Origin of the sequence: Arthrobacter sp. UNCCL28 (assembly GCF_900102805.1) — a bacterium.
In the GTDB taxonomy this organism is placed as follows: domain Bacteria; phylum Actinomycetota; class Actinomycetes; order Actinomycetales; family Micrococcaceae; genus Arthrobacter; species Arthrobacter nicotinovorans_A.
Genome location: NZ_FMWE01000003.1, coordinates 97,584 through 122,128, shown reverse-complemented (window position 1 = coordinate 122,128; position 24,545 = coordinate 97,584). Strand labels below are relative to the sequence as shown.

21 protein-coding genes are annotated in these 24,545 nt (G+C 60.3%); 9 read left to right on the top strand and 12 right to left on the bottom strand.

All coding sequences use genetic code 11. The features are described from left to right. Positions 1-8 precede the first annotated feature (8 nt). The 3 genes from BLQ01_RS09220 to BLQ01_RS09210 are packed head-to-tail and all read left to right on the top strand — an operon-like array spanning position 9 to position 6,255. The gene (locus BLQ01_RS09220; protein WP_091551316.1) at positions 9-2,525 is read left to right on the top strand and encodes a glycoside hydrolase family 78 protein; all 2,517 of its coding nucleotides are present in this window, start codon (positions 9-11) and stop codon (positions 2,523-2,525) included. Beyond that, positions 2,522-4,810, top strand: a complete 2,289-nt coding sequence (locus tag BLQ01_RS09215) for a glycoside hydrolase family 3 C-terminal domain-containing protein (RefSeq protein WP_091551314.1) — start codon at positions 2,522-2,524, stop codon at positions 4,808-4,810. The genes BLQ01_RS09220 and BLQ01_RS09215 overlap by 4 nt, the downstream gene beginning before the upstream one ends. Beyond that, positions 4,807-6,255, top strand: a complete 1,449-nt coding sequence (locus tag BLQ01_RS09210; protein WP_091551313.1) for an NAD-dependent epimerase/dehydratase family protein — start codon at positions 4,807-4,809, stop codon at positions 6,253-6,255. Before BLQ01_RS09215 ends, BLQ01_RS09210 begins: the two co-directional genes overlap by 4 nt. A gap of 118 nt (positions 6,256-6,373) precedes the next feature. On the opposite strand, the gene BLQ01_RS09205 is transcribed toward BLQ01_RS09210, so the two are convergent. Continuing rightward, entirely contained in the window at positions 6,374-7,636 is a 1,263-nt protein-coding gene (locus tag BLQ01_RS09205) for an MFS transporter (RefSeq protein WP_175493396.1), read from the bottom strand. 380 nt (positions 7,637-8,016) lie between these two features. On the opposite strand from BLQ01_RS09205, the gene BLQ01_RS09200 reads away from it, so the two are divergent. Both BLQ01_RS09200 and BLQ01_RS09195 read left to right on the top strand, forming a co-directional pair. Continuing rightward, positions 8,017-8,493 carry a MaoC/PaaZ C-terminal domain-containing protein gene (locus BLQ01_RS09200; RefSeq protein WP_091551310.1) on the top strand — a complete coding sequence of 159 codons (477 nt, stop codon included), beginning with the start codon at positions 8,017-8,019 and terminating at the stop codon, positions 8,491-8,493. Between the two features lie 44 nt (positions 8,494-8,537). Then, entirely contained in the window at positions 8,538-9,731 is a 1,194-nt protein-coding gene (locus tag BLQ01_RS09195; RefSeq protein ID WP_091551309.1) for an acyl-CoA dehydrogenase family protein, read from the top strand. Positions 9,732-9,765: 34 nt separating this feature from the next. Here the strand turns inward: BLQ01_RS09195 and BLQ01_RS09190 are convergent, their stop codons facing one another. From BLQ01_RS09190 to BLQ01_RS09160, 7 genes are all read right to left on the bottom strand, one after another. Continuing rightward, the gene (locus tag BLQ01_RS09190; protein ID WP_091551307.1) at positions 9,766-11,157 is read right to left on the bottom strand and encodes a class I adenylate-forming enzyme family protein; all 1,392 of its coding nucleotides are present in this window, start codon (positions 11,155-11,157) and stop codon (positions 9,766-9,768) included. Positions 11,158-11,255: 98 nt separating this feature from the next. Further along, entirely contained in the window at positions 11,256-11,735 is a 480-nt protein-coding gene (locus BLQ01_RS09185) for a MaoC family dehydratase (RefSeq protein WP_091551306.1), read from the bottom strand. Between the two features lie 29 nt (positions 11,736-11,764). Continuing rightward, positions 11,765-12,634: an HpcH/HpaI aldolase/citrate lyase family protein gene (locus BLQ01_RS09180; protein ID WP_091551304.1), complete on the bottom strand. Its 870-nt coding sequence runs from the start codon at positions 12,632-12,634 to the stop codon at positions 11,765-11,767. Beyond that, a complete protein-coding gene (locus tag BLQ01_RS09175; RefSeq protein ID WP_091551302.1) occupies positions 12,634-14,397 on the bottom strand; it encodes an acetyl/propionyl/methylcrotonyl-CoA carboxylase subunit alpha in 1,764 nt (587 codons plus the stop codon). Before BLQ01_RS09175 ends, BLQ01_RS09180 begins: the two co-directional genes overlap by 1 nt. A gap of 46 nt (positions 14,398-14,443) precedes the next feature. Next, a complete protein-coding gene (locus tag BLQ01_RS09170; protein WP_091551957.1) occupies positions 14,444-15,265 on the bottom strand; it encodes a fumarylacetoacetate hydrolase family protein in 822 nt (273 codons plus the stop codon). Then, positions 15,262-16,797: a class I adenylate-forming enzyme family protein gene (locus BLQ01_RS09165; protein ID WP_091551301.1), complete on the bottom strand. Its 1,536-nt coding sequence runs from the start codon at positions 16,795-16,797 to the stop codon at positions 15,262-15,264. The genes BLQ01_RS09170 and BLQ01_RS09165 overlap by 4 nt, the downstream gene beginning before the upstream one ends. A gap of 122 nt (positions 16,798-16,919) precedes the next feature. Then, positions 16,920-17,576, bottom strand: coding sequence for a TetR/AcrR family transcriptional regulator (locus BLQ01_RS09160; RefSeq protein WP_254779317.1), 657 nt, complete (start codon positions 17,574-17,576; stop codon positions 16,920-16,922). Positions 17,577-17,678: 102 nt separating this feature from the next. Here BLQ01_RS09160 and BLQ01_RS09155 point away from each other — a divergent pair, with 102 nt between their 5' ends. From BLQ01_RS09155 to BLQ01_RS22870, 4 genes are read left to right on the top strand one after another with little or no spacing between them, the layout of a single operon-like run. Continuing rightward, complete coding sequence (locus BLQ01_RS09155; RefSeq protein WP_254779315.1) at positions 17,679-18,791, top strand: alkene reductase; 1,113 nt, start codon at positions 17,679-17,681, stop codon at positions 18,789-18,791. 13 nt (positions 18,792-18,804) lie between these two features. Continuing rightward, the gene (locus BLQ01_RS09150) at positions 18,805-19,602 is read left to right on the top strand and encodes an SDR family NAD(P)-dependent oxidoreductase (protein WP_091551296.1); all 798 of its coding nucleotides are present in this window, start codon (positions 18,805-18,807) and stop codon (positions 19,600-19,602) included. Between the two features lie 2 nt (positions 19,603-19,604). Further along, positions 19,605-20,654 (top strand): MBL fold metallo-hydrolase, encoded by a 1,050-nt coding sequence (locus tag BLQ01_RS09145; RefSeq protein ID WP_254779314.1) that lies wholly within the window; start codon positions 19,605-19,607, stop codon positions 20,652-20,654. A gap of 11 nt (positions 20,655-20,665) precedes the next feature. Further along, positions 20,666-20,980, top strand: coding sequence for an EthD domain-containing protein (locus tag BLQ01_RS22870; RefSeq protein WP_091551295.1), 315 nt, complete (start codon positions 20,666-20,668; stop codon positions 20,978-20,980). A 50-nt stretch (positions 20,981-21,030) separates the two neighbouring features. On the opposite strand, the gene ribA is transcribed toward BLQ01_RS22870, so the two are convergent. The 4 genes from ribA to BLQ01_RS09120 all read right to left on the bottom strand — a co-directional run bounded on the left by ribA (position 21,031) and on the right by BLQ01_RS09120 (position 24,390). Further along, complete coding sequence (ribA, locus tag BLQ01_RS09135) at positions 21,031-21,702, bottom strand: GTP cyclohydrolase II (RefSeq protein WP_091551293.1); 672 nt, start codon at positions 21,700-21,702, stop codon at positions 21,031-21,033. 155 nt (positions 21,703-21,857) lie between these two features. Next, positions 21,858-22,175, bottom strand: a complete 318-nt coding sequence (locus BLQ01_RS09130; RefSeq protein WP_091551291.1) for an EthD family reductase — start codon at positions 22,173-22,175, stop codon at positions 21,858-21,860. An 11-nt stretch (positions 22,176-22,186) separates the two neighbouring features. Continuing rightward, positions 22,187-23,767, bottom strand: a complete 1,581-nt coding sequence (locus tag BLQ01_RS09125) for an acyl-CoA carboxylase subunit beta (RefSeq protein ID WP_217638361.1) — start codon at positions 23,765-23,767, stop codon at positions 22,187-22,189. Positions 23,768-23,940: 173 nt separating this feature from the next. After that, complete coding sequence (locus BLQ01_RS09120) at positions 23,941-24,390, bottom strand: cupin domain-containing protein (RefSeq protein ID WP_091551289.1); 450 nt, start codon at positions 24,388-24,390, stop codon at positions 23,941-23,943. Positions 24,391-24,545 lie beyond the last annotated feature (155 nt).

The window sequence follows — 24,545 nt, the reverse complement described above, 5'->3', positions numbered from 1 at the left end:
AGACTTCCATGAGCCCTTCCCTCCCCTGGTCCGCCAGATTCATCGCCCCGGCAGCACCCGACGACCAGTCCGAACACCCCCAGCCGGCACCCCTGTTCCGCCGCGACTTTCACTCCGCCAGTGTCCGACAGGCAACGCTGCACGTGACGGCGCTCGGAGTTGTAGAGGCATACCTCAACGGGCAACGCCTGGGCGACGAAGTCCTCGCACCCGGCTGGACCACCTACCGTCACCGCCTGAATTACAGCACCCATGACGTCACCGGACTCATCATTGACGGCGCCAACACCCTGGGCGGGATGGTCGGGGAAGGATGGGCAAGGGGCCGGCTCGGCTGGGAAGGCGCAGGACCAAGCAAAAACATCTTCGCTGACCGGCCAGGCCTGTTCATGCAGCTCGAACTCGACTATGGCGACCATATCGAGATCGTTGCCACCGATGAGGAGTTCCGCACCTCGCCCGGTCCGGTCCTCTTCGACAGCATCTACGACGGCGAACGCTATGACGCCCGGAAGGAACAGCCCGACTGGTCTGCCCCTGGGTTCGATGCCTCCAGCTGGGCGCTGGTGGAAGTCATCGACTGGGACCTGACGACACTCGAAGCCCCGACGAAGGAACCTGTCCGCCGCATCGAGGAAATCCCGGTCCAGCAGCTCATCACTACCCCCACGGGCAAGACCATCGCCGACTTCGGCCAGAACCTGGTCGGCTGGGTCCGGCTAAACGTTGAAGGCAAGGAAGGCACCACGGTGACCCTCCGCCACGCCGAGGTCCTCGACGGCGGCGAGCTGGGCATCCGACCCCTGCGCACGGCAAAGGCAACAGACGAGTACACGCTGCGAGGCAGCGGCCCGGAAAGCTGGGAACCGCGTTTCACCTTCCACGGGTTCCGCTACGCCGAAATCGAGGGCTACCCCGGAGAACTGACCAAAGACAAGCTCACCGCCGTCGTCATTCACACCGACATGGCACGCACCGGATGGTTCGAAACCTCCAACCCTCTGCTGAACCAGTTCCACAGCAACACCGTGTGGTCCATGAAGGGCAACTTCGTCAGCCTCCCCACCGACTGCCCCCAGCGCGACGAACGGCTGGGCTGGACCGGCGACATCAACGTCTTCGGTCCCACAGCTGCCTACCTCTACGACGTTCGGGGCGTCCTCGGATCATGGCTGCGCGATCTGGCCCTTGAGCAACAGCACAAGGGTTACGTCCCTATGGTCGTCCCCGACTTTCAAACCCACGCCGCACCGATGACCACAGCCGTGTGGTCCGACGTAGCTGTCCTGCTGCCCTGGACCCTCTACCAGGCCTACGGGGACCGGCAGATCCTGGAAGACGCCTACAGCTCAATGACGGACTTCACCGACCAGGTCGCTGGCCTCCTGAACCCGGACGGACTGTGGGACTCCGGCTTCCAGTTCGGAGACTGGCTCGACCCGGACGCACCGGCGGAAAACCCATCAGGCGGTAAAACCGAGTCACACCTTGTGGCCGCCGCATACTTCTGCCGCGTCACCGACGTCATGGCCAAAACCGCCGCCATCCTCGGCAACAGCGAAGACAACGCACGGTTCTCACGGCTCGCCGCTAAGGTCAAGGAGGCCTTCCTGGACGAGTACGTCACCCCGTCCGGACGCCTAGCCAACAACTCCGCCACCGCCTACGCCCTGGCCATCACCTTCGACATCCTCAACACCACGCAAAAGGAACGCGCCGGCGACATGCTCGCCAACCTGGTAGCCAAGGCCAAGCACACCATCTCCACCGGATTCGTCGGCACCCCCGTCCTCTGCGACGCATTGACACAGACTGGGCACCTGGACGACGCCTACAAGCTCCTGTTGAACACCGAATGCCCCTCGTTCCTCTACCCGGTCACTATGGACGCCACCACCATCTGGGAACGCTGGGACTCCATGCGCCCCGACGGCACCATCAACCCCGGCGGCATGACATCCTTCAACCACTACGCCTTGGGCGCGGTCGCGGACTGGATGCACCGCACCGTCGCAGGTCTTGCACCTGCCGAACCCGGCTACAAACGAATCCTCATAGCACCCAAACCTGGCGGGGACCTCACCAGCGCCTCGGCTCGCCACCTCACACCGTTCGGTGAAGCCGCCGTCTCCTGGCGCATCGCCGACCACAAAGTCACGGTCGACGTCACGGTCCCTGATGGTGCAACCGCCGACGTTGTCCTCCCCCTGCATCCGGAAAACCTGAAAGAGCAAGTGGGCCCCGGAAAACACCGCTGGAGTTATGACATCCCCGCAGGACGCAACGAGACCCCTGAATACAGCTTGGACACCACCTTCGGAGTCCTGGCCCAAGATAAAGACCTGTGGGACAGCTTCGCCGAAACCTTCTCCTCCTTCTTCCCCGGAGTCCCGCTGGACGCCAACAACCCCGACGCGAAAAACATCAGCATCAGGGACATGCTCGGCATGATCCCCATGAGCCCCGCCGGCTTAACCGAAGCCATCGAGAACGTCCTGACAGCAAAGAACGAGGTACCAGCATGACCACTTCCGCTACCAATGCCGGCACCACCGGTCAAGGCGCACAGGATGCCGTCGCTGACCTCAACCTGGAGGCAAAAGCCACGCTCCTATCCGGCCGGGACTTCTGGTCCACTGCCTCCGTCTCCGGGGTTCCCTCGATGGTTTTGACCGACGGACCACACGGCGTCCGCCGCCAGGACGGCGAAGCGGACCACCTGGGACTGAACGGAAGTCTGCCCGCCACGTGCTTTCCTCCCGGGACAGCACTGGGCTCAAGCTGGGACGCGGACCTAGCCGAAGAAGTCGGTCAGGCGCTGGGCCGCGAAGCCCGTTCCCTGGGCGTGAACGTCCTCCTCGGCCCCGCCATCAACATCAAGCGATCCCCCCTCTGCGGACGGAACTTCGAGTACTTCTCAGAAGACCCGCTGGTCAGCGGGGTACTGGGATCTGCCTGGGTCCGCGGCGTCCAAAGCCAGGGCGTCGGAACGTCCGTCAAACACTTTGCAGCCAACAACCAGGAAACGGACCGCATGCGGATCAGCTCCGACGTGGACGAACGAACCCTGCGCGAAATCTACCTCCCCGCCTTCGAACGCGTGGTCAAGGACAGTAAACCGACCACCGTGATGTGCTCCTACAACCGCATCAACGGCCTCTACGCCTCGGAAAACGCCTGGCTTCTCACCGACGTCCTGCGTGACGAATGGGGCTTCGCCGGGGCCGTAATCTCCGACTGGGGCGCCGTCAGCAACCGTGTCGCGGCCCTGAAGGCAGGGTTGGACCTTGAAATGCCCGGCGCTGACGGCGCCACCACGGCCGAAATCATTGCCGCAGTCAAGGACGGCAGCCTCGACCCTGCCTTACTTGACGCCAGCGCCAAAAGGCTAGCGCAGCTGCAGCAGCTCACGGCAATGGAATACGGTGACTCTGCTGAATTCGACATTGAGGCCCACCATGCCTTGGCCCGCCGGGCGGCCGCAGGCTCCATCGTCCTGCTCCGCAACGAAAACAACACACTCCCCCTCCAGCCCGGTACCGCGGTGGCAGTCCTCGGTGAGTTCGCCCAGAAGCCCCGCTATCAGGGCGGAGGAAGCTCCCACGTCAACCCAACCCGCGTCGACATCCCCCTCGACGAGCTCCGCGCGGCGCTTGGCGAGGATCACGTGCACTACGCCCCCGGTTACGGAGACAACGGCACGGAAGCCTCCGCTCTCCTGCTGGAAGAAGCCACGGCTCTAGCCCGCCGAGCCGACGTCAATATCGTTTTCGTCGGCCTGGACGAAAAGGAAGAATCCGAAGGATTCGACCGCACCAACCTTGACCTGCCCGCAGACCACATAGCCCTCATCCAGTGCGTCGCGGCCGTCAGCAACCGCACGATCGTTGTCCTGTCCAACGGTGGAGTTGTGACGCTCGAGCCTTGGCACGATAGGGTCGAGGCCATCCTCGAAGGGTGGGCTTTGGGCCAGGCGGGCGGCGGAGCCATCGCCGATGTCCTTACCGGTCGCACCAACCCCTCGGGCCGGCTCGCCGAAACCATTCCGTTCCGGCTCAACGACTCTGCCTCGTTCATCAACTTCCCGGGCGAGGCAGGCCATGTCCGCTACGGCGAAGGCGTCCTAGTCGGCTACCGATACCACGAAACAGTCGACATACCAGCCCGGTATTCCTTTGGACATGGTCTCAGTTACACCACCTTCACCTACTCCGACCTCAGCGTGGCCGTGCGTGGCACGGACCAGGCGACGGTTCACGTCACCGTTACCAATGAAGGTGATTACATAGGAGCCGACGTCGCCCAAATATATGTGGCTGCACCCCAAGGACCGGTCCAAACACCAGTGCGTGAACTCCGGGCCTTCCAGAAGGTCACGCTCGAACCAGGAGAGTCCCGCACGCTCACCTTCGACCTGGACCGCCGCGCCTTCGCCCACTACGACGTCACCGACAGCCGCTGGGCCGTCACACCGGGCGAGTACGCGATCGAAATTGGACGCAGCGCCAGCGATATCGTTGCCCGACGTGCGATCAGCCTTGACGGGGACGCTGGCCGCTCCATCTCATTACGCCTCACGTCCACAGTCGAGGAATGGTTCACGCATCCGATTGCCGGTCCCCTGCTCATTGAGGGCATCACGGCATCGCTGACCGAGGAACAGCGCGCAGCTGCCGAAGGGATGCAGGACGGCCTGAAAATGGCCTACTCCATGCCCATGAACCAGTTCGTCAAGTTCCCAGGCATCAGCATTCCCGAGGAAGCGCTGGAACAGTTGATCCACGCCATCAGGGAGGCTCCGGTCCGATGACATCAACACGGAAAAAGAAGGTCTTCCTGACCGGTGCCACCGGGAACTGGGGACAGTACATCCTGCGGGAATTCGCACAGCGCGCCGACCGGTTTGACGTCACTGCCCTGGTCCTTCCCACCCCGAAAGACACCACGATCATCCGCACCTTCGAGGACATGGGAAGCCTCAGCGTCGTCTATGGCGACGTCACGGACTACCCCACCGTGCTGTCCTGCGTCACCGGAGCCGACTACGTCCTGCACACCGGCGCCGTCGTCTCACCGTTTGCTGACGACTACCCGGAGCTGGCACATAAGGTCAATGTCGGCGGCGCCAGGAACGTCATCCGGGCAGTGAAGAGCCAGCCGGATCCCGACGCCGTCCGGCTGGTCACCGTCGGCACCGTCGCCCAAAGCGGTGACCGGAACCCGCCCAATCACTGGGGACGCATCGGTGACCCCCTGCGAGTATCCCACTATGACGAATACGGGCAAAGCAAAGTCATCGCAGAACGTGAACTCATTGACTCAGGGCTCAAGAACTTCGTCTCCCTGCGCCAAACCGGCATCTTCCACCCAGGAATCCTGGAAATCAGGGACCCCATCATGACCCACACCCCCTTCGGCGGCGTCCTGGAATGGGTCTCCGTTGAGGACGCCTCCCGCCTGCTGGCCAACATCTGCGAAGACGGCGTCCCCGAAGAGTTCTGGGGCGGTATCTACAACATCGGTGGCGGCGAATCATGGCGCCTGACCAACTGGGACCTCCAAACCAGCATGACCGCAGCAATGGGTGTCAAAGACGTCCGTAAATGGTACGACCGGAACTGGTTCGCAACCGGCAACTTCCACGGATTCTGGTACACCGACTCCGACGTGCTGGAATCCCTCGTCCCCTTCCGGAAAGACACCTTCCAGGAAGCACTGGACCGTGCTCTCGCAGCGGCACCGGCCGGGGTGCGGCTCGCAGGGAAAATCCCTGCGCCACTGATCAAGCATCTCGTAATGAAACCGCTGACCAAAAAGCCACGCGGCACGATGGCCTGGATTGAAGCCAACGACACAGCCAAGATCGATGCCTACTTCGGTTCCAGACAGGAATGGGAGAGCATCGGTGACTGGTCCACCTTCTGGCCGCCCAGGCCTGACAAAGAACCACAACTCCTGGACCACGGCTATGACGAAGCCAAGGACCCGTCGAGCTGGACACTCGCGGACATGAAGGACGCAGCCGACTTCCGCGGCGGCACGCTGACATCCTCCTCCATGACTACCGGCGACGTCACCACCCCACTGGAATGGGAGTGCGCGGCAGGGCACTCTTTCCAGGGCAGCCCCCGGCTCATCCTCACAGCCGGCCACTGGTGCCCACAATGCATCAAGAACCCCCAGGACTACCCCAAGCAGGCTACATCGAACAAGTTCCTTGCACAGCTGGAGACCAGCATTCCTGTTCAAGCCTGATCCAACCAGGGCGCCTTCTCATCCCGGTTCTGTCTGCACGACGACACCGCGGGCTGCATCTTCTGTGCAGCCCGCGACGCCTCATTGGCAAGGCCCGTCTTGGAGCCTGCGATCCAGGTTAGTGTTCCTCGTGGAGCGACTGCTTGTAGCGCTCCGGCAGCGTCAAGGTGGCGATAATTGAAATGACGACCAGCCCGAGACCGATACAGGTCAGGGCCAAGGTTCCGTTGCTCGTGTTCTGGAAAATCCATGCCGCAATGAAGGGGATCGGAGCCCCGAAGAGCAGCCCGGCCATGGTCATGCCCAGCGCCGAACCCGTGTAGCGCATGGTCGTCGGCAGTGACTCCGAGAAGAACGCCGCTTGCGTGCCCGCCGTCACCTGAATGCCGCACAGCGCGAGTGCAATGATCGCTGCGCTGGCCGGGAAGTTCATGGAATTCATGATCGGGAACATCGTTCCCGCGGCGATGCCTTGCATGACCAAGCCGATGAGGAAGGTCTTTTTGCGGCCTATACGGTCGCTGAGACGGCCACCGAGGACGGCGGCGGGTATTGAGACAAGGTTTGCCATGAGCAACAGGCCGAAGGTGATCGAGTTGTCGTAGCCGAGCTCCTTTGTCAGGTAGTTCACGGCGTAGGTGACACTGATCCAGAAGAGCCCTGCAGATGCAGCCCAAGACAAAACGAGTTTGATGACGGTCCCGGGCTTCTTCATGATCACGGCCAGAGCACGCTCCTGCGGAACTGCTGATTCAGCAGCCTTTTTCTGGCTCTCCTTGAAAGCGGGGGTTTCCTCTACTCGCCGGCGAATGAACACGCCCACCACGAGGAGCAGCACACCCATGAGGAATGGAACCCGCCAGCCCCAGGAGGCAAAGTCGTCTTTTGACAGGAAGGCGGCCAGGCCGGTGAGAGTGAGGGATGCGAAAGTCTGGGCAAGGGGCGATCCCGTCGCCAAGATTCCTCCGTACAGCCCACGGTGGTCGGAAGGTGCGTGCTCCACCACGAGCACCTGCACTCCTGTTGCCTCGCCGCCAAGGGCGAATCCTTGGAGAAAGCGCAGCAGCACCAGAAGAGTTGGCGCGAGGATGCCGGCCACAGCGTAGCTGGGGAGCAAACCGATAAAGACGGAGGACAGTCCCATGAGCACCAGGGTGAACATCAGGACGTTTCGCCGGCCAATCTTGTCGCCCAAGGCGCCGAAGATGATGCCGCCGAGTGGGCGTGCCACCATGCCTGCTCCAAAGGTGGCGAAGGAGGCCAGAATGGCGGTGTTCGTATCGAAGCTTGGGAAGAAAAGTTGCGGGAACAGCGTCGCGGACAACGTTCCGTAGACGGCGAAGTCGAACCACTCCAAAGCAGTGCCGAACGTACCGCTCATTACGGCCCGTCGAGCGGTCCGGGGGTGGAATGTAGACGCGTCACCCGCGGCCGGTGGCGATGATTGAACAGGGCTGGACAATTCCGACATTGGAACTCATTCCTTGGGTAATTAAAGTGTATGGAGACTTGGGCGTCAGCGGTGACGTTCTCGGTCCACTAAAGTTCGGGGAGCTCCACGCTCCCCGCCTTCCAGGGCCGGACATTTAGGATGCTTAAAAAACAAGCGTTCGTTCGCAGTCTAGAGTGTGATGTGGATCGCACGCAAGAGTGGCCCTATAAACTGCCGAACTCTATACGTACGAACGCTCATTCGCATAAGATGTGAGGAGCTTCTATGGGTAACGAAGCCCATGAAGCCATAGGACACGAGGAGAAAATATGACTGAGCAGGTCCAGGACAGAGTCGTCAAGGGACGCCCGGATCACTATTGGGACGACCTGGTGACGGGCGACCAAATCCAAAGCCCCGGCATCACCATCACAGAGGCGCACTTGGTGCAATGGGCCGGCCTGACCGGCGACTGGGTTTCCCTCCACTTGGACGAGGAATACGCCGCGCAAACCCCATTTGGACAGAGAATTGGCCACGGGCCACTCACCTTGTCCGTTGCCTTGGGATTGATGACCCAGACCGGCTACTTCAGCCACGTAATTGCCTGGCTCGGACTGGAATCAGTCCGGGCACTGAAGCCTGTTTTCATCGGTGAGACGATCCGGGTGGAAGCGCTGGTCAGCGAGGCGCGGGAAACAAGCAAGCCGGACGCCGGACTCTGGACCATCGACTACACGGTGGTAAAGCAGGACGGCAGCACAGTGATGACGTTCTCCAGCAGCTTCCTGATCAAGCGTCGCTAGGACAGCAATCCCCCACCGCCCATCACGCAAAGGAGCCTTTTCACATGAGCGTCACCGCACCCATCGGGCGAACTCACAGCGCGTCGGACGCTTCCGAGTCTCCGGAAGAGCTACGCACTCGCCTGGTTCAGTTTCTGGACGAACACGTCTCCGCGGAACGTCTAACGGCCCATGACGAAGGCGAGACGTACGACGTCGAGCTCTTCCGCGCCTTGGCCACGGCCGGCTTCGTCCAGTTGGAGTCAACCATTGGCGGCCGTAAGGCCAAGCACCGCAGCCAGACTGTGGTGCTCGAAGAGCTCGGCGCCCGCGCCACGTCCATGGGCGTCTCCTTCGTAGTCCAGTACATGGGCGTCGAACTGCTGCACACGTTCGGCAACCGCGACCAGCAGGAGACCTTTCTCGCACCGCTGCACGCCGGGGATGCCCGAATGTCGTTCGCTCTGAGTGAGCCGGCGGGTGGCACCGACGTGGCACGAGCGATGACGACCAGGGCAGTCCGACAACCCAACGGATCGTTCCTGATCAACGGGGCCAAGAAATGGATCGGCGGGGCTTCCGACGCGGACTACCTCATTGTTCTTGCACGTACCACGGACATCCAGCGGTCCGCGATCGACGGAATAACGATGTTTATCGTGCCTCGGGACACTCCTGGAATCAGGACAGAGCCCATAGACACCATGGGAATCCGCGCGCTTGAACAATGCGACATTGAATTCACGGATGTGAACGTCCCCGCCGGGCTGGTTCTCGGGCAAGTGGACCATGGCTTCCGCCATGTTCTGGGCACTCTCAATGGAGAACGTCTCAACGGAGCAGCCGTTGCGTTGGGTATAGCCCGCGGCGCACTGGATTACACCGTGGCATACGTCAAGGAACGGCACGCGTTCGGGAGAGCCATCGGGGCGTTCCAGTCCCTGCAGCACAAGCTGGTGGACGCCAGCGTCAAAGTTGAGAGCGCCCGGCTGCTACTTGAGAAAGCGGCCACGGCTTCAGATCAGAACGCGGGAGCAGACGAGACCCTTTCGGCAATGGCGAAACTCGCCGCCGCAGATGCCGCCACCACTGCCACCGACGTGGGAATGCGGGCAATGGGCGGCTGGGGATTCCTCCGACAACTGCCCATGCAGCGATACTTCAGGGACGCACGACTATACACCTTTGCTCCCCTGACCGATGACATGATCCGCAACTACATTGGGGAGCAACACTTAGGACTTCCGCGCTCTTACTGATCACTGATTCGCAGCCACAGGCGTGTCCGCTCCGCTATCGGAGCAGACGCGCCCTGTGATCGTTGTTCCGGATCCACTCCAGCAGCGTCCGTCGGTTGATTTTTCCACGGTCGGAGACAGGCAATTCGTCGAGGAGATAGTAACGGCACGGCATGCTCGCACTGCTGAGTAATTCCTCCAGCCCCGTCCTCACCGAGGTCGCGGTGAGCCCTCCGTAGGACGCAACGATTCCTGCGACGACGCGGCTGCCGGCCATGTCATCCGGCACGCCTACTGCTACAGCAGTCTCAACACCAGGCATGGAGGACAAAGCGAGTTCAACCTCGTGCGGATAGACGTGCGTGCCCGCAGTGATGATCATGTCCGAGTCGCGGCCGAGGATATGCAGTTCGGGGCCTTGGAGGAACCCTTTGTCACCCACGGTGTAGTGATCGCCAAAACGGCGGAAGGCGTCACAGTCGTCGCCCCAAAGAAAGCCTTCACACACCATGGAGCTTCTGATGCTGATATTGCCTGGCGTTCCATCCGGGACTGACTTCCCGCTGTCGTCGAGTATCCGTACTTCGACACCAGGAAAAGGCGACCCAATGGCCGTGCCGGCCGCATCGAGGGCTGTCCCTGACCCAATGCCGCGGCCAGACACGAAGCTGAGTTCGGCGGCACCGTAGTACTCGAAGATTGTGGCGTTGGGTGCCCAACGTCTCGCGGCTTCCAGTGTCCGGGCGTCGAGTTTGGAACCGGCACAGATGATCGTCCTGATGGCGGAGCCATCCACCGAAGCCATGAGGCCTCGCTCGCTGATGAGTCGGAGCGTAGTGGGGACGACTACCAACCGCGTAATGCCGTGATGCACGATGACCTCATGCGCCTCCCCCACATCAAAGTTTCGCAAAGTGTGGAATTCAGCACCCGCATAAAGGCACTCCGAAAGGGCGTAAAGGTTCAAACTGGCTGACAACGGGCCGGGTGCGAGTGTCCTGTCATCCTCCCTGAGGTTGAAGAACCTAATGGAAGAGTCGAAGGAAGCCTGCCAAGACCGGCGTGAACGCGTGAAAGCCTTCGGTGTTCCTGTGGTGCCGGCCGTGAAGCCAATGAGGAACGTCGACTCCGCGTCGCCGTCTTCCAACACGGTGTCTTCAACGCATGTTGGTCCCGGAAGCTTTCCCGCGATCTCCTCCAGCGTTTGTGCTGTCCATGCCGGATCCACAACGGCAACCCGTCGGCTTCCGGCAATGCCAGCACAGTAGAGTGCGGCGAACTCAGCGGTGTTCGGTTCCGCCAAGACGTATGTTTCAGGGGTGTCAGGGACGAGTTCTTCTGCTGCTCCACGAAGCTCCGACCAAGTGAATCCACGGCCGTCGACAGCGACGGCCGTGCCATCAGGACAGAGGTCGGCCCACTTCTGGAGTCGGTTCAGAAAAGGCATTTGTTAGATATTGCTTCCGGCTAGGACAAGTGCAGGCCGGCCGCATTTCTGCTGACCGGCCTGCACTTCATTATGAAGGGTGGAATGGAGTGGAGGAGCTACGCGCTGGCTGAGACCTCTGCGTCTGCCGTTTCCCGCCTCTTCATCAGTGCCGTGCGGCGAACCACGCAGACTACGTCGCCGTTCTGGTTGTAGCCGCGGTGTTCGATGCCCACGATTCCGGTTTCGGGCCTGGAGTTGGACACGCGCTTGTCCAATGCTTCTGTTTCAACCCGCAGGGTGTCGCCGAAGAAAACAGGCTTAGGGAATTCGATGTCGCGGAACCCGAGATTGCCCAAGGTTGTGCCCAGTGTCGTGTCTTGGACGGGGATGCCGGTAACCAGGCCCAGTGTGAAGATGCTGTTGACGATCTGCTTGCCGTACATGCTCTTTGCGGCAAATTCGGCATCAAGGTGCAATGGCTGTACGTTCATGGTCAACGCGGTGATCAGCAGGTTGTCAGTCTCCGTGACGGTCCTGGTGACCTCGTGGCGTATTACTTCGCCTACCTGGAAGTCTTCGAAATACATTCCGGCCATGATGTGTCTCCTTTGAAGGTGTGGGGTTGTTAGTTTTGGCCAGCGAAGGCGAGGGCCTGGCGGGCGTGGTTGGCGTGGGCGAGGTCGATGTGATCTCCGCGGTAGGAGACGGCGCCGTGCCCATGGCGTTGGCCTTCCTCGAAGGCCTCTACGAGGCCCTCGTAGTATCCGCGCATTGCTGGTGACAAGCCGTAGGACTCATTGGCCACGGGAGCATGTGTCGGATGGATGAGCACTTGGCCCGTGTAGCCAAGTCCGTTGTTGGCCTCCGCGAAGCGCCTGAGCCCGTCAATGTTGCTGACTTCCTGCCAGAGTCCGAGAACGATACTGCGCAGCCCTGCGGCCCGGGCAGCCAGGACTACCTTGCTGCGCAGGTAGAGGGTTTCGGTTCCTTCCGCTGTCCAGCTGAAGCCCACCTCGCGGGACACGTCTGCATCCTTGGCGGCCGCGGCCATGACGCCGCCCACCCGTGGACCGGCCAGGATCTCATCGACCTTGTTGATGGAAGCAGCCGTTTCCAAGGATGGGATCAATTCCACAGTTCCCTTGGGCACGTTGTGCTGAATTTCGGCGGCCGTGACCAAGGCATCGAAGCGCACCACATCATCGCGTGAGAAGAGCTTGGGCAGCAGGAAGCCGGTCAGGTTTCGGTGTGTCGTTTCTGCGATGTCCTGCCCAAAGTGGAGCGTATCCAAGGCATTGGGGCGTATAAGGATGCCTTTGTCTGCGACGTGGGAGCCCAGGGCGTCCCGCGCGTTGGCTCTTGCCAGAGCTTTGTCCGGTTCCGGAACAGAGTCCTCCAAGTCGATGATGATGGCGTCGGCTTCGGAGGCCAAGGCTTTGTCGATCCAGCTTCGCTTGTGGCCAGGGACGAACAGGATAGAGCGGTAGGGCTTCATTAGTTGGCTCCTTCCAGGACGAGCTGCGTGAGCAAGGTTCCGGCTGCCATCGAGTCACCCACGGCTGCGTGGATGGGGCCTACTATTCCGGCCGCGGGTGCCTGGATGGGGTTCTCCATCTTCATGGCTTCAAGGACGAACAGGACATCGCCGGTTGCGACTGCTTGGCCTTCCTCGACGTTGACCTTGATGATGGTTCCCTGCATGGGTGCCTTGACGCTTCCGTCTGAGGCCTTTCCCTTGCCACGGGCGCGAATATTTCGCGGGCGTTGGCTGCCTCCAGCGGCTTCTGCGGCTGGTGCGGACCAAGCGGGGCTGCCATTGTTTACCGAGCCAGGGCGGTCGGAGAACTGCGGAATGATGTAAAACCTTCCGCCAACTTCCACCTCGTTGCGCGCCAAAGGCTCGTCCTCAGGTTCCTCCGAGAAATCCACCGACTCTTCGAGCCAGCGGGTAGTGAAACGTGCAGCCTGGAAATCCTCATGTCGCACGACCTTGAGGGAAGCCGGGACCGTGGTGGAAACTCCTCGAACAAGAAGCCTCTCAAGACCGTCTTCGAGCCTGGATAGTGCGGTCTCGCGATCCGGCCCATAGGCAATGAGCTTGCCGATGAGACTGTCGTAGTACGGCAGCACCTCGTCGCCACTGTTGTAACCGCTATCAAAGCGAAGGCCTTCACCCTCAGGAGCGGTGAGCTCTTCGATAAGGCCCGGGGACGGCAGGAAGAGCCCACCGGCCACATCCTCGGCGTTGATGCGTGCTTCTATAGCCGCTCCATGCGGGGTGAGCCGGTCGCGGATGCTTAGCTCCTCGCCTGCTGCTACCCGGATCTGCTCGGCGATGAGATCCACACCGTGCACCATCTCGGTGACCGGGTGCTCCACCTGGATGCGCGTGTTCATTTCCAGGAAGTAGAAGTTTTCGCCCTCCACCAGGAACTCCACAGTGCCGGCCCCGGCGTAGCCGACGTATTCGGCCAGCCTCACGGCCGCCGCCCCCATGGCTGCCCGGAGTTCCGCGGAGAGGCCTGGCGCGGGTGACTCTTCAATAAGTTTCTGGTGACGGCGCTGCACGGAGCAGTCTCTGTCACCGACGTAAACCGTGTTGCCCAACTTGTCCGCGAACACCTGCACTTCAACGTGCCGAGCAGTGGTGAGATACCGCTCCAAGTAGACCTCGCCGTTGCCGAAGGCCGCCGTAGCCTCGCGCACGGCTGCCGCCACAGCCTCCTCTGCCTGCTCCTCGGATTCGACCAGTCGCATGCCTCGGCCACCGCCACCGGCTGATGCCTTGACGAGGACCGGGTAACCGTGGGCGGCGCCGAAGCTGATGACGTCCGCGGCATCTGTGATGGCTTCCTTGGATCCAGGGGCGAGCGGAACTTCCGCGGCAATGGCCACTGCCCTCGCGGCGACTTTCTCGCCCATCGTCGAAATCGCGTCGGGACTGGGGCCGATGAAGGCCAAACCGGCATCCACCACGGCTTTGGCGAACGTGGCATTCTCGGAGAGGAATCCGTATCCCGGGTGGATGGCTTCCGCTCCGGTCTCGAGTGCGGCAGCGATGATGCGCTCGATGTTCAAGTAGTTTTCACTTGCCGGCCCCGGGCCGAGGTCCACCGCTTGATCGGCCTCGCGCACATGAAGGGATCCGGAGTCGGCCTCGGAATGCACGGCTACAGACTGAATTTCGAGGGACCGGCAGCTCCGGATGACACGGACTGCGATTTCGCCTCGGTTGGCGATCAGGATTTTACTAAACATGGGTGTTCCTTGTCATGGGTAAGTAGTCGGAAGCGTCGGCCGGGCATTACTCGACGATGCAGCGGTTGGCAGTAGCGCCCAGCGTGTTGATGCTTGTTTCAAGCACGGAACCACGGTCAAGGAATTCCTTGGGGTTTCGTCCGTCTCCAACTCCGCCGGGAGTTCCAGTGAGGATGACGTCTCCGGGGCGCAGGGTGGTGATCGCAGAGATGTATTGAATGAGTGCCAGAGGACCAAAAACGAGTTCTGAGGTACGTGAATGTTGTTTCGTAATGCCATCCACGGCGCAACTGATGTCCAGGTCCGGCTCTGTTCCGGTTTCGTCGACAGTGACGAGGTACGGCCCCAGAGGAGTCGTACGATCAAAGGTCTTGCCTTGGAGCCATTCCGGCGTTCGCCGCTGGAAGTCGCGTGCCGAGACATCATTCGCCACGGCGAAACCTGCGACGGCGTTACGCGCCTGAGCCTCGTCGGCGCGGCTGACGCTTGTGCCAATGAAGACCGCCAATTCGCCTTCCCAGTCGATGCTCGATGAACCTGGCGGAAGCACAATGTCGTCGTGGGCGCCGATAAGTGAGTCGGAAAATTTCGCGAAGAGTGTGGGGTATTCGGGCAGTTCGCGGCCCATCTCCAAGATATGGTCGCGGTAGTTCAGGCCCACGCAGATGATCTTGCCGGGACGTGGAACGACTGGCGCGAAATCCGCTTCCTCAGTGCTAAGCGGTGTTCCGGCAACGTGATCCGACCAATCCGGAGAGCCGGCCTGCAGCCAGGATCCAACGTCCTCGAATTCAAGCGGTACCAATTTTCCGCCGTCGAGTACTGCGGCGCGTGTTCCGTCCTCTGTACGGATAGTTGCAATCTTCATGCGCTCCACCCCAAGTTCGCCTTGAGCTGGCTCTTGACCAACTTTCCTGCGGCCGACCGGGGCAGGTCTTCGGGTCGCACGAACACCATCTTCTTTGGAATCTTGTAGCCGGCGAGGTGCTGGCGAAGGAAACCGGAGAGCTCAGACGCGTCGGCTTGGACACCGCTTCGCAGCACGACGACAGCCCGGACTTCCTCGTCCCACTTCGGGTCAGGTACGCCGACCACCACCGCTTCCAAGACGGACGGGTGGAGGTGAAGGATCTGTTCGATCTCTGCCGAATAGACATTCTCGCCACCGGTTTTGATCATTTCCTTTAACCTGTCTCGGAAGTAGAAAAAGCCACGATCATCACGCGTGGCAAGGTCGCCAGTATGGAGCCACCCGCCGCGCATGGCGTCGGCGGTGGCCTCAGGGCGTCCGTAGTACCCAGTCATTAGGCCCGGACCCCTCACGCAGATTTCCCCAAGTTCGCCCGCCCTCACTTCGTTGCCGTCAGAATCCTGCAACTGGGCCTCCACTAGCAGATACTCAGTACCGATGGAACCGTCCACGGTTGGATCCAGCATGCTGGACGGCTTGAGACGGGTGACCATGGGCCCTGCTTCGGTGAGTCCATACCGGAAATAGAGTTCGGCGCCGGGAAGCATCTCGGTAAAGAGTTCCTTGTCAGGCATTCGGAGGAGCCCCGCTCCGGTGTGGACGCTTTTGAGGTTCTTGCGGATGGCAGGATCCTGGAGCACTCCGCCGTCCATCAAACGACGCATCATATTGGGGATCATGAACGTGTTGGTGATGGCTTCACGCCCCACGAGGTCAACTACCGATTCGTCACTGAACTTCTCCGCAATGACGCTCGTAGCCCCTGCAATGAAGTGCGGAACGAGCCAGCATAAGAGAGCCGCCGAGTGGAAAAGCGGTGTGACAATCAAGCCGCGCTCGTTCTCACGGCTTCCCACACCGCAGTCGTACATTTCGTTGATCGCGTTTGCCAAAGCTGACCTGTGCGAGAGAACCACACCCTTCGGCGTGCCCGTACTTCCGCCCGTGTAAATGATGCACAAAGGGGACTCCGGGGTGACAACGTCGTCCACCGGCCCTGTACCAACGCGGAGGGAATCGATTTCGAGGCCTTGGCGAATAATGAGCGGTGGGTTGCCGGAACTTTCTGCAACGATCTCCAGCGCTTGCTCGAGGAGTGGAAGATGTGCCTCTTCCACCAGGATGACTTCTGCTTCGGTCTCAAGAATCCCGGCTGCGAGTTCGGCTGGCGCCCACCGCCAGTTGTAGGCGATGTAGACCCCTCCTGCGGCGGCGACCCCGAAGAACGCCTCAGCGTTGAACACCGAATTGCCGGCCAAGACGCCGACGCCGGACCCGGCCCGAACGCCGGAAGCCCGCAACCCTCTTGCCAGCTGCCAAGCCCTCTCAGCTGCCTCACCAAATGTGACTCTGCCATCGACGCCGACGAAAGCCTCCCTCGCGGGATTGCGTCGACTGTTCAGGCGAATCCAGTCTCCAATAGTTCGCATCGTTGCCTCTCTGGAACGAAATTCTGCAGATCACGGAAGCGCCCACACTGGCAACTTCGCTAATACGAACAAGCGTACGTCCGAAAGATTGTTCTGGCAACGCCCCGAGCTTATTTGAAGGTTCATTTAGGCGTGAGATCAACGCGGGCATCGGCATTTTCCACGCGCAGTTCCCGCAAGGCAAGTTTGGTGTAGATGGCGACGATCTCATCCAAGGACATCCTGCCTCCAGGTTTGAACCAGCCAGCGATATGGGTAGCCTGAGCAACAAAGCTGTAGACATGGATCCTCGCGTCACTCACATCAGCGAGTCCCGCCCAACCCGCTTCTTCGACCAGCTTCTGGAGGAGTAGTTCATACTCACTCCGCTTGGCTATCACAACCTCGCGGGCGGCGTCAGACAGGGATCGCAGCTCGGCATTGCCAATAAAGACTTCCCTGGCATGCTCGGCGTGAAACTTTAGATGGGCAGCCAGTGCAGCCTGCATCTTATCCACGGCATCACCGTCCACCCTGACAGCCCGACGTATCGAATCCATCAGATCGTCCATGATCCCGCCCATGATCTGCAGCAAAAGATGTTCCTTGCTATCGATGTGGTTATAGAGGCTGCCCACCTTCAGGCCGGCTGCCGCAGCGACCTGGCGCAGGCTGGTGGCGTCGTAGCCTCTGTCAAAGAACAGCTTGGCCGCTTCTGCCCGGATTACCTCAGCACTGTTCCGTTCACTCACTGCTGTCACTAGTTTCCGCCCTTCTGCTTTATCGGCCAGGTCGGCCAATCGCCGGACCGGACTCGTCGCGATCCGGTCGAGCGGGTGTTGACTTTCGTCCCACAACCTCGTTCACTGTTATGAACGTACGAACGATCGTACTCCTTCACAATGAGGTGTGTCTTGCTCGATCAACTATTTGAACCTGTGGTCCTCGGCGGCCAAACACTTCCTAACCGATTCGTTCTTCCTCCGCTCACCCGGAGTCGTGCTCAAGCTGACGGCGTCCCCACGCCGATCATGGCCGAGTACTACCGCCAACGGGCCGGCGCAGGCCTGGTCATCAGCGAGGGAACCGTCGTCTCACCTCAGGGATCCGCGTATGCGCAGGTCCCAGGCCTCTACACCGATGCACAGGTGGAAGCATGGCGGCCGGTTGTCGCCGCCGCCGGGTCGAAGGGTGCAGTCGTATACGCTCAGCTCTGGCATGTTGGCCGTCAGGCACATTCCTGCGTGCAGCCTGATGGATACCCTCCGTTGGGGCCCTCCCCCATAGCCATTTCCGGCTGGGAGTACCGCAGCCCGGATGGCCCCGTTCCCTTCGAGGTTCCTCGGGAGCTCACACACGAAGGTATTGCCGAAATCGTCGGGCAGTTCGCTGCCGCTGCGCGCAACGCTGTGGCGGCAGGCTTTGACGGCGTGGAACTCCACGCAGCCAACGGATACCTGTTTGACCAGTTCTTCAATTCCAGTTCCAACCAGCGCACAGACCAGTACGGCGGATCCGTTGAGAACAGGCTTCGATTCCTGTTCGAGGTCATTGAAGCCGTCAGCAAGGTCATCCCTGTAAATCGCATCGGGGTGCGGATTTCTCCTGCGTCAGACTGGATGGATGTATCCGACCCTGACAAGCGAACCCTCTATTCCACTCTGGTGCGTGGCGTCAACGACCGAGGACTTGCCTACCTACACTTGGTTGAACCAGGAATCGCGGGCGCAACGGATGCACCCACCGACGGAGACTTTCTGCAGAGCGCCGAGCTGAGTGAACTCTTTGACGGTCCCGTCATTGTCACCGGAGGGCATACTCCCCAGAGCGCAGCCTCCGTACTGGGTTCCGGGAAAGCAGACTTGGTTGGCTTCGGCCGCCTGTTTATTGCGAATCCAGACCTGCCAAGCCGGATCAAAGTGGGCGCCAACCTCAGCGGACTTCGTGAAGAAGGCCTGTACGCCGGCGGCCCTGTTGGCTACACCGACTACCCCGAGCTGCACTCCTCAAACTGAACCTGACGAAAAGATGAATCAAGACGTGAAGCCCAACCTGCCCGTGCCGCCCGCCTCCCGAACAGGACTCAATGTTCTGATAACAGGGGCGGCCGGAGGCATGTGCCTCGGAATCAACAAACGCTTAGCCGCGGCGGGGCACACCCTTGTGTGCGTTGACTTGGATCTGGAACGCTGCAGGGCAGCAGTAGACGAGCTTCGCGCCGAAGGATTCACAGCCTATGCGTTCGCCGCGGACGTCACGCAGCAGGACGACGTCGAACTGCTCCGGCGGGAAGTCAAAGACACCGTGGGTGAGATCCATGCACTCATCAACGCTGCGGGAATCCTGGACAGGAAGATGCTCCTGGACCATGACGTAGAGTCCTTCTCCCGTGCCATCGACATCAATTTAGTGGGCCCGTTTGCCCTCATCCGAGCATTTGCGGAAGACCTGTTGGCAGCAAACTGGGGCCGAATCGTGAATGTCTCGTCCATCGCGGGAACCACGGGCTACCCATATCCGAGTTACGCATCATCCAAGGCAGGGCTCTCGAACCTTACCCGGTCGCTGCTCATGGACTTTTGGGGCACGGGCATTACCGTGAATTCTGTGTGTCCCGGCGTCGTTGACACTCCCATGGTCATTCAAGAAGTACGCGATCAGGTTCCTTCGAAAGTTCCTACGGGCAGGATTGTCGAGCCGGATGAAATCGGCGCCCTGATTGCTTTCCTCCTAACGGAAGACGCGCGGAGCATCAACGGTGCCGACCTTATCATTGACGGCGGTGCCACGCAGGTATTCCGACTGTTTGACCCAGCTCAGGGCTAGCGGTGGAAATCACTGGAACCGTCCAGCGCGAGGCATGGCTCGACAAAGTCATTCCCCCCGTGGAGCGGCTGGCGGAGGACCTTTGGTCCGTGCCAGTCACTTTCCCGAATAACCCAATGCGGTACACGCTCGCGTACATCATTGTCGACGGCGATGCTTGCCTTGTCGTTGACCCCGGCTTCGACAGCCCCCAGGGCCGTTTGGACCTCCAGGTAGGCCTAAAGTCGGCCGGAGTCGGAGTACGGGACATCACCGGAATTCTGGCCACCCATTTCCACACCGACCATTTGGGAATGGCTAGCTGGCTTAGGCAGGCATCCGGAGCGGGAGTGATTCTGGGCAGGGCTGAAAGACGGTATATCTCAGCCTTTGAAGATCCTGGTCGAGAGAGCGCAGCGGATTGCGCCCGGATGCGCACATGGGGCGTCCCGGAAGACCGGATTCACGAAGCTGCCTTGGACGTAGACGGATTAATGCATTTGAAAATGCTGGCGGACGCTGACCTGCGGGTCGGTGACGGGGATTTCGTACCGGGAACCGGAAAGAAGATCACCGTTGTGGAAACCCCCGGCCACACGCCCGGCCACATCTGCCTAAAATACGACAATCGCCGCGTGGTCATGAGCGGAGATCACGTCCTTCCCCGGATATCGCCGAATGTCTCGCTGGAAATGCGCGGTGATCCCGACCCTCTGCGAAGCTGTCTGGAGTCACTTGATCGATTCGAAGGGGACAACGAGTTAGAGGTGCTTCCGGCGCATGAATACCGCTTCAAGGGCCTGGCGCAACGGGTTCAAGAGCTTAGGTCCCTTGCTTTAGCCAGATCTGACGAAGTTGCGGCCTTGATCCAAGCGCAGCGGCAGCCCTCCGTATGGAGCATTGCCAAGAGACTGCGTTGGTCGAGGGGGTTCGAGTCATTGGGCGGCCTCCAACTTCGGCTTGCCTTGAGTGAGACAGCCGCCCATCTCCAGTATCTCCGCACGACTGGCAACTCACATGGGGTGGAGGGATTACCTCTAATTAGCCCGCGGCCATCAGCGAGTCAGATCTAGAGGAAGAACAGATGACACATATTCGGCAAATTACGCTTTTGCAGAAGAAGCCCGGCATGTCGCGGGAAGAGTTCCAACGATACTGGCTGAATGTCCACGCCCCGATGGTGAGGCAAATACCGCACATCATTTCCTACACCCAGCATCATGTGACTGCAGTATCCGGACGACAGGACTACCCCACTCCAGACATAGAGGTCGACGGCGTCGTGGAATTCGTGTTTGCTGGCCTGGCGGAAGTTTCGGAAGCCTATTCGGGCCCCCGGGACGGCGGGTTCTCGAGGATGCGAAGAAATTCATTTCTGCCATGGTCGTTTCGTCGGTGACGAGCGTTCCGGTAGTCACCGGGTCTTAGCTTCCTTCGTGCCGCCTTCACTCAGGCCTTCGCCTGCGGGGAGGCGGAAACGGGCTCGAGCGCGAGGCGGTGGGCCATCCGCTCCCTCTTTGTTTTCAGATAGCGAATGTTCTGATCCCTGAACGGGACCTCCGTGGGCACCATTTCCAGCACCACAAGTCCCGCGCTAGTTAACCGTTTTTGCTTGTCTGGGTTGTTGCTGAGGAGCCGGATTTTTCGGAGGCCCATTGCCATGAGGATCTGCGCTGCTGCTTCGTATTGGCGCGCATCCACAGGAAGGCCGAGTCGTTCGTTGGCTTCCACGGTGTCAAATCCGGCCTCCTGCAGTGCATAGGCCCTCATCTTGTTGGCCAGGCCTATGCCACGCCCTTCCTGGCCCCGTAGGTAGAGCAGCGTGCCCCCATGCTCGCTGATCATGCCGAGAGCCAGGTCCAGTTGTTCTCCGCAGTCGCACCGATAAGATCCAAAGACGTCACCGGTGAGGCATTCCGAGTGAAGCCTTACTAGAGGGGCTCCCCTTTTTCCCCGCCTCAGGGAGCTTACTGCCAAGTGTTCGGTGCCGGTGACGCCGTCTGTCCAGGCCTGAGCCTTGAAGGATCCGAAAGCGGTGGGCAGGGCGACGACCGGTCCACCGTGAACTGGGTATCGTTCGCGCGCAGACGGCGAATCAGTACTTACTTCCAAAGCCGACATTGGCTTCCTCATTTCAGTAAGGGGAACAGGAAGATTTGCGCAACAGCCTGATCCTCGTCGATCAAGAATTCTGGGCGGGCTGCAGGGCCACTTAACTGGAACCTGCAACGCTGGAAACGGAAGGACCGGGTCGAGGGACCCAGTCCTTCCGTTTTTCATACGCCGAGGTCGATTTCGTGCTCCTCAGCCAGGAACCAACGCATGTCATCGAGGAATCCGTGCTCATGCTCAAAAAGCACCTTGGCTTCGTCGCCGGCGTAAGCCTTCTTGACATCGGCCACGCTGTCGAACCAGAGTTCCGCCATTCCGCTGAAGGGCCACTCCTTGGCATGCTCGATCGCGGGGTTTTGCCTGTACCGCCTAAGCCCAGGAAGCTTTCGGACCAAGACCGGATGTTCGACATTCCACTTGTGGAGGAAATCCTCCCGGCTCATGCCTGCTTTAGAGGTGAGCACTGCCACGACTTTGATCATCTTCGCCCTCCTTACACGGGTGTTACGGCTTGACGCCGCTCGACGGGGACGGCCTTGCGCCGACCGTACAGGTCCAGGCGAACCATCAGATCTGCCCGCAGGTCATTGGCCGGAACAACGGCCTCCACAGCATTCGCATTGGCGATCTTGAATACGTCGATGCCTTCGGCGTATTCGTTGTGCTTCTCCGTGATGAACTTCTGCCGCTCTTCAGGGTCGTCAATCTCGTGGATCTGGTTGTAGTAGATACCGTTGACTGCTGCATCCGGTCCCATGAGCGCAGGGCGGGCCGTGGGAAGGGCAATAACCGCATCCGGGTTCATCGGGGCACCGGACATGGCCAGGTAACCGCCTCCATACGCCTTGCGTACCAAGACGGTGATTCGCGGAACGCGGCACTCGGAGACTGCAAAGATCATCTTTGCGCCATGGCGGATGATGCCCTGTCGCTCGACGGCAGATCCGATCATGTACCCGGCAATGTCCACCAGGAAGAGAATTGGAATGTTGTAGGCGTTGCAGATCCAGATAAAGCGTGCGGCTTTATCGGACGAGTCAGGGAAGATGGAACCGCCCATGTGTTTGGGCTGATTTCCAACGAGGCCAACAGGGCGTCCCCCGATCCGTGCGAACCCCGTCAGCATCTCGGGAGCAAACAGTTCCTTGTACGGGAACCAACTACCCTCGTCGACCAGGGACTCGACGAACTCTTCCATGTCGAACACCTCCGCCTCGCGAAGCGGAACGATCTCCTGCAGTGTGCGTCCGGGCCGCGGTTCCACAGCTGGAGCAACCGGAGCCGCCTGCTCCCAGTTGGCCGGCAGGAAACTGAGCCAAACGCGAATGGCGGCAATGGCTTCTGCGTCGTCTTCGACGAGAACATCGCCAAGTCCGGAAACCGTGCAGTGCATTTCGGCCCCACCCATTTCCTCCAGGGTTACCTTTTCCCCAGTTACCATTTCAGCCAGCCGGGGAGAGCCCAAGTAGGCTGTCGCGTGGCCACGAACCATGATGGTCATGTCGCAAAGCGCTGGAACGTAGGCTGACCCAGCCGGAGATGGGCCGAAAAGGGCACAGATTTGGGGTACCCGGCCAGAGATCTGGACCTGATTGTAGAAAATATTGCCCCATGCGTGGCGGCCCGCGAAGCTCTCGAACTGCTCGTCGATGCGGGCACCTGCGGAATCGAACAGGTAGATGAGCGGGATTCCGGCCGCATTCGATTTTTCCTGGGCTGCAGTGATCTTTTCGAAAGTCCTGTTTCCCCAGGTACCCGCCTTGACGCTGAAGTCGTTTGCAATGACACAAACCTGACGGCCATCGACCCGGCCAAAGGCGATGACGACCGCGTCGCCCGGGAGACCGTCCTCGAAGCGGGCCAGGAGCCCGTCCTCGATGAACTCGTTATCGTCGAAAAGCAGGGCGAGACGGTCGCGGACCAAGAGCTTGCCGGAATCGACGATCTTCTTTCGGTTCTTCTCTGAACCACCGAGTTTCGCCTCGGCAAGCTTCTCCTGGAGAAGTTCGTGCACGGTCGGTGCTTCGAGAGCCGCCGTCGGCGCCTCGGCTTCCGTGATCGTGGTGGTGCTCATATGGGCCTCCAGTTGAAACAGCAGATAAATACTTACGTCCTACTAGTATACGAACAAGCGCTCGCTCGTCTAGTCTCAACCGCAGAAATCTGCCATGGCTACACGACAATGGCTAGCAGGAAGGGCCGCCCCGAAGATACGGAGCGGCCCTTCCTGTGGTGAGAGATTCTTCCTCAGGACTTGTAGTCAATCGCCAAGTCAGCAACGTCCTGGTCGGGGAGGTTGACCACGATATTGTCAGGCGTTCGGGTCGTCATCCAGATGAGCTCCTCGGTTTGGCTCGCATTCCCTTCAATGTGGGGCATGAACGGGGGCACAAAGACGAAGTCCCCTTCCTCAAGGTAGACAATTTCGCTGTAACGCTCGCCGTAGCGGATGAAGCCACGGCCCTTGAACACGTAGCCTCCGGTTTGGGCTTCGCCATGGTGGTGCGGATCCGAGATCTCGCCGGGTCCGGTGTACACCTTGCCAAACCACAGTTTGTCCGCAGCACTGTTTTCCTTGCTGACGCCGGAGATGCGGCGCGCGTTCTGGGTTTGTCCCGGAGCGGCCTGGAGATCTGCAGATCGGTGAACACGGAAGATGTCCGTGTTCTTGTTGATATCGAAGGCGACGTCTGTCATCGCTCGTCCTTTCAAGTGGCATCGGTGGCACGGTCTTGGATCGTCCTCGCTAGCGTCGAACGTCCTTTAGGCAAGTATCCAGCCGAACGCCCACTCGGTCAATACAAGCGTTTGTTCGTTTACCGTGATCATCGCATTGCCTTGCTGTATCCTGA

Coding starts and splice junctions, on each gene's coding strand:
- BLQ01_RS09155 (WP_254779315.1), top strand. CDS start 17,679: ATGAGGTGTGTCTTGCTCGATCAACTATTTGAACCTGTGGTCCTCGGC.
- BLQ01_RS09215 (WP_091551314.1), top strand. CDS start 2,522: ATGACCACTTCCGCTACCAATGCCGGCACCACCGGTCAAGGCGCACAG.
- BLQ01_RS09195 (WP_091551309.1), top strand. CDS start 8,538: ATGAGCGTCACCGCACCCATCGGGCGAACTCACAGCGCGTCGGACGCT.
- BLQ01_RS09190 (WP_091551307.1), bottom strand. CDS start 11,157: ATGCCTTTTCTGAACCGACTCCAGAAGTGGGCCGACCTCTGTCCTGAT.
- BLQ01_RS09180 (WP_091551304.1), bottom strand. CDS start 12,634: ATGAAGCCCTACCGCTCTATCCTGTTCGTCCCTGGCCACAAGCGAAGC.
- BLQ01_RS09165 (WP_091551301.1), bottom strand. CDS start 16,797: ATGCGAACTATTGGAGACTGGATTCGCCTGAACAGTCGACGCAATCCC.
- ribA (WP_091551293.1), bottom strand. CDS start 21,702: ATGTCGGCTTTGGAAGTAAGTACTGATTCGCCGTCTGCGCGCGAACGA.
- BLQ01_RS09150 (WP_091551296.1), top strand. CDS start 18,805: ATGAATCAAGACGTGAAGCCCAACCTGCCCGTGCCGCCCGCCTCCCGA.
- BLQ01_RS09185 (WP_091551306.1), bottom strand. CDS start 11,735: ATGGCCGGAATGTATTTCGAAGACTTCCAGGTAGGCGAAGTAATACGC.
- BLQ01_RS09200 (WP_091551310.1), top strand. CDS start 8,017: ATGACTGAGCAGGTCCAGGACAGAGTCGTCAAGGGACGCCCGGATCAC.
- BLQ01_RS09130 (WP_091551291.1), bottom strand. CDS start 22,175: ATGATCAAAGTCGTGGCAGTGCTCACCTCTAAAGCAGGCATGAGCCGG.
- BLQ01_RS09175 (WP_091551302.1), bottom strand. CDS start 14,397: ATGTTTAGTAAAATCCTGATCGCCAACCGAGGCGAAATCGCAGTCCGT.
- BLQ01_RS09220 (WP_091551316.1), top strand. CDS start 9: ATGAGCCCTTCCCTCCCCTGGTCCGCCAGATTCATCGCCCCGGCAGCA.
- BLQ01_RS22870 (WP_091551295.1), top strand. CDS start 20,666: ATGACACATATTCGGCAAATTACGCTTTTGCAGAAGAAGCCCGGCATG.
- BLQ01_RS09205 (WP_175493396.1), bottom strand. CDS start 7,636: ATGAGCGGTACGTTCGGCACTGCTTTGGAGTGGTTCGACTTCGCCGTC.
- BLQ01_RS09120 (WP_091551289.1), bottom strand. CDS start 24,390: ATGACAGACGTCGCCTTCGATATCAACAAGAACACGGACATCTTCCGT.
- BLQ01_RS09170 (WP_091551957.1), bottom strand. CDS start 15,265: ATGAAGATTGCAACTATCCGTACAGAGGACGGAACACGCGCCGCAGTA.
- BLQ01_RS09125 (WP_217638361.1), bottom strand. CDS start 23,767: ATGAGCACCACCACGATCACGGAAGCCGAGGCGCCGACGGCGGCTCTC.
- BLQ01_RS09210 (WP_091551313.1), top strand. CDS start 4,807: ATGACATCAACACGGAAAAAGAAGGTCTTCCTGACCGGTGCCACCGGG.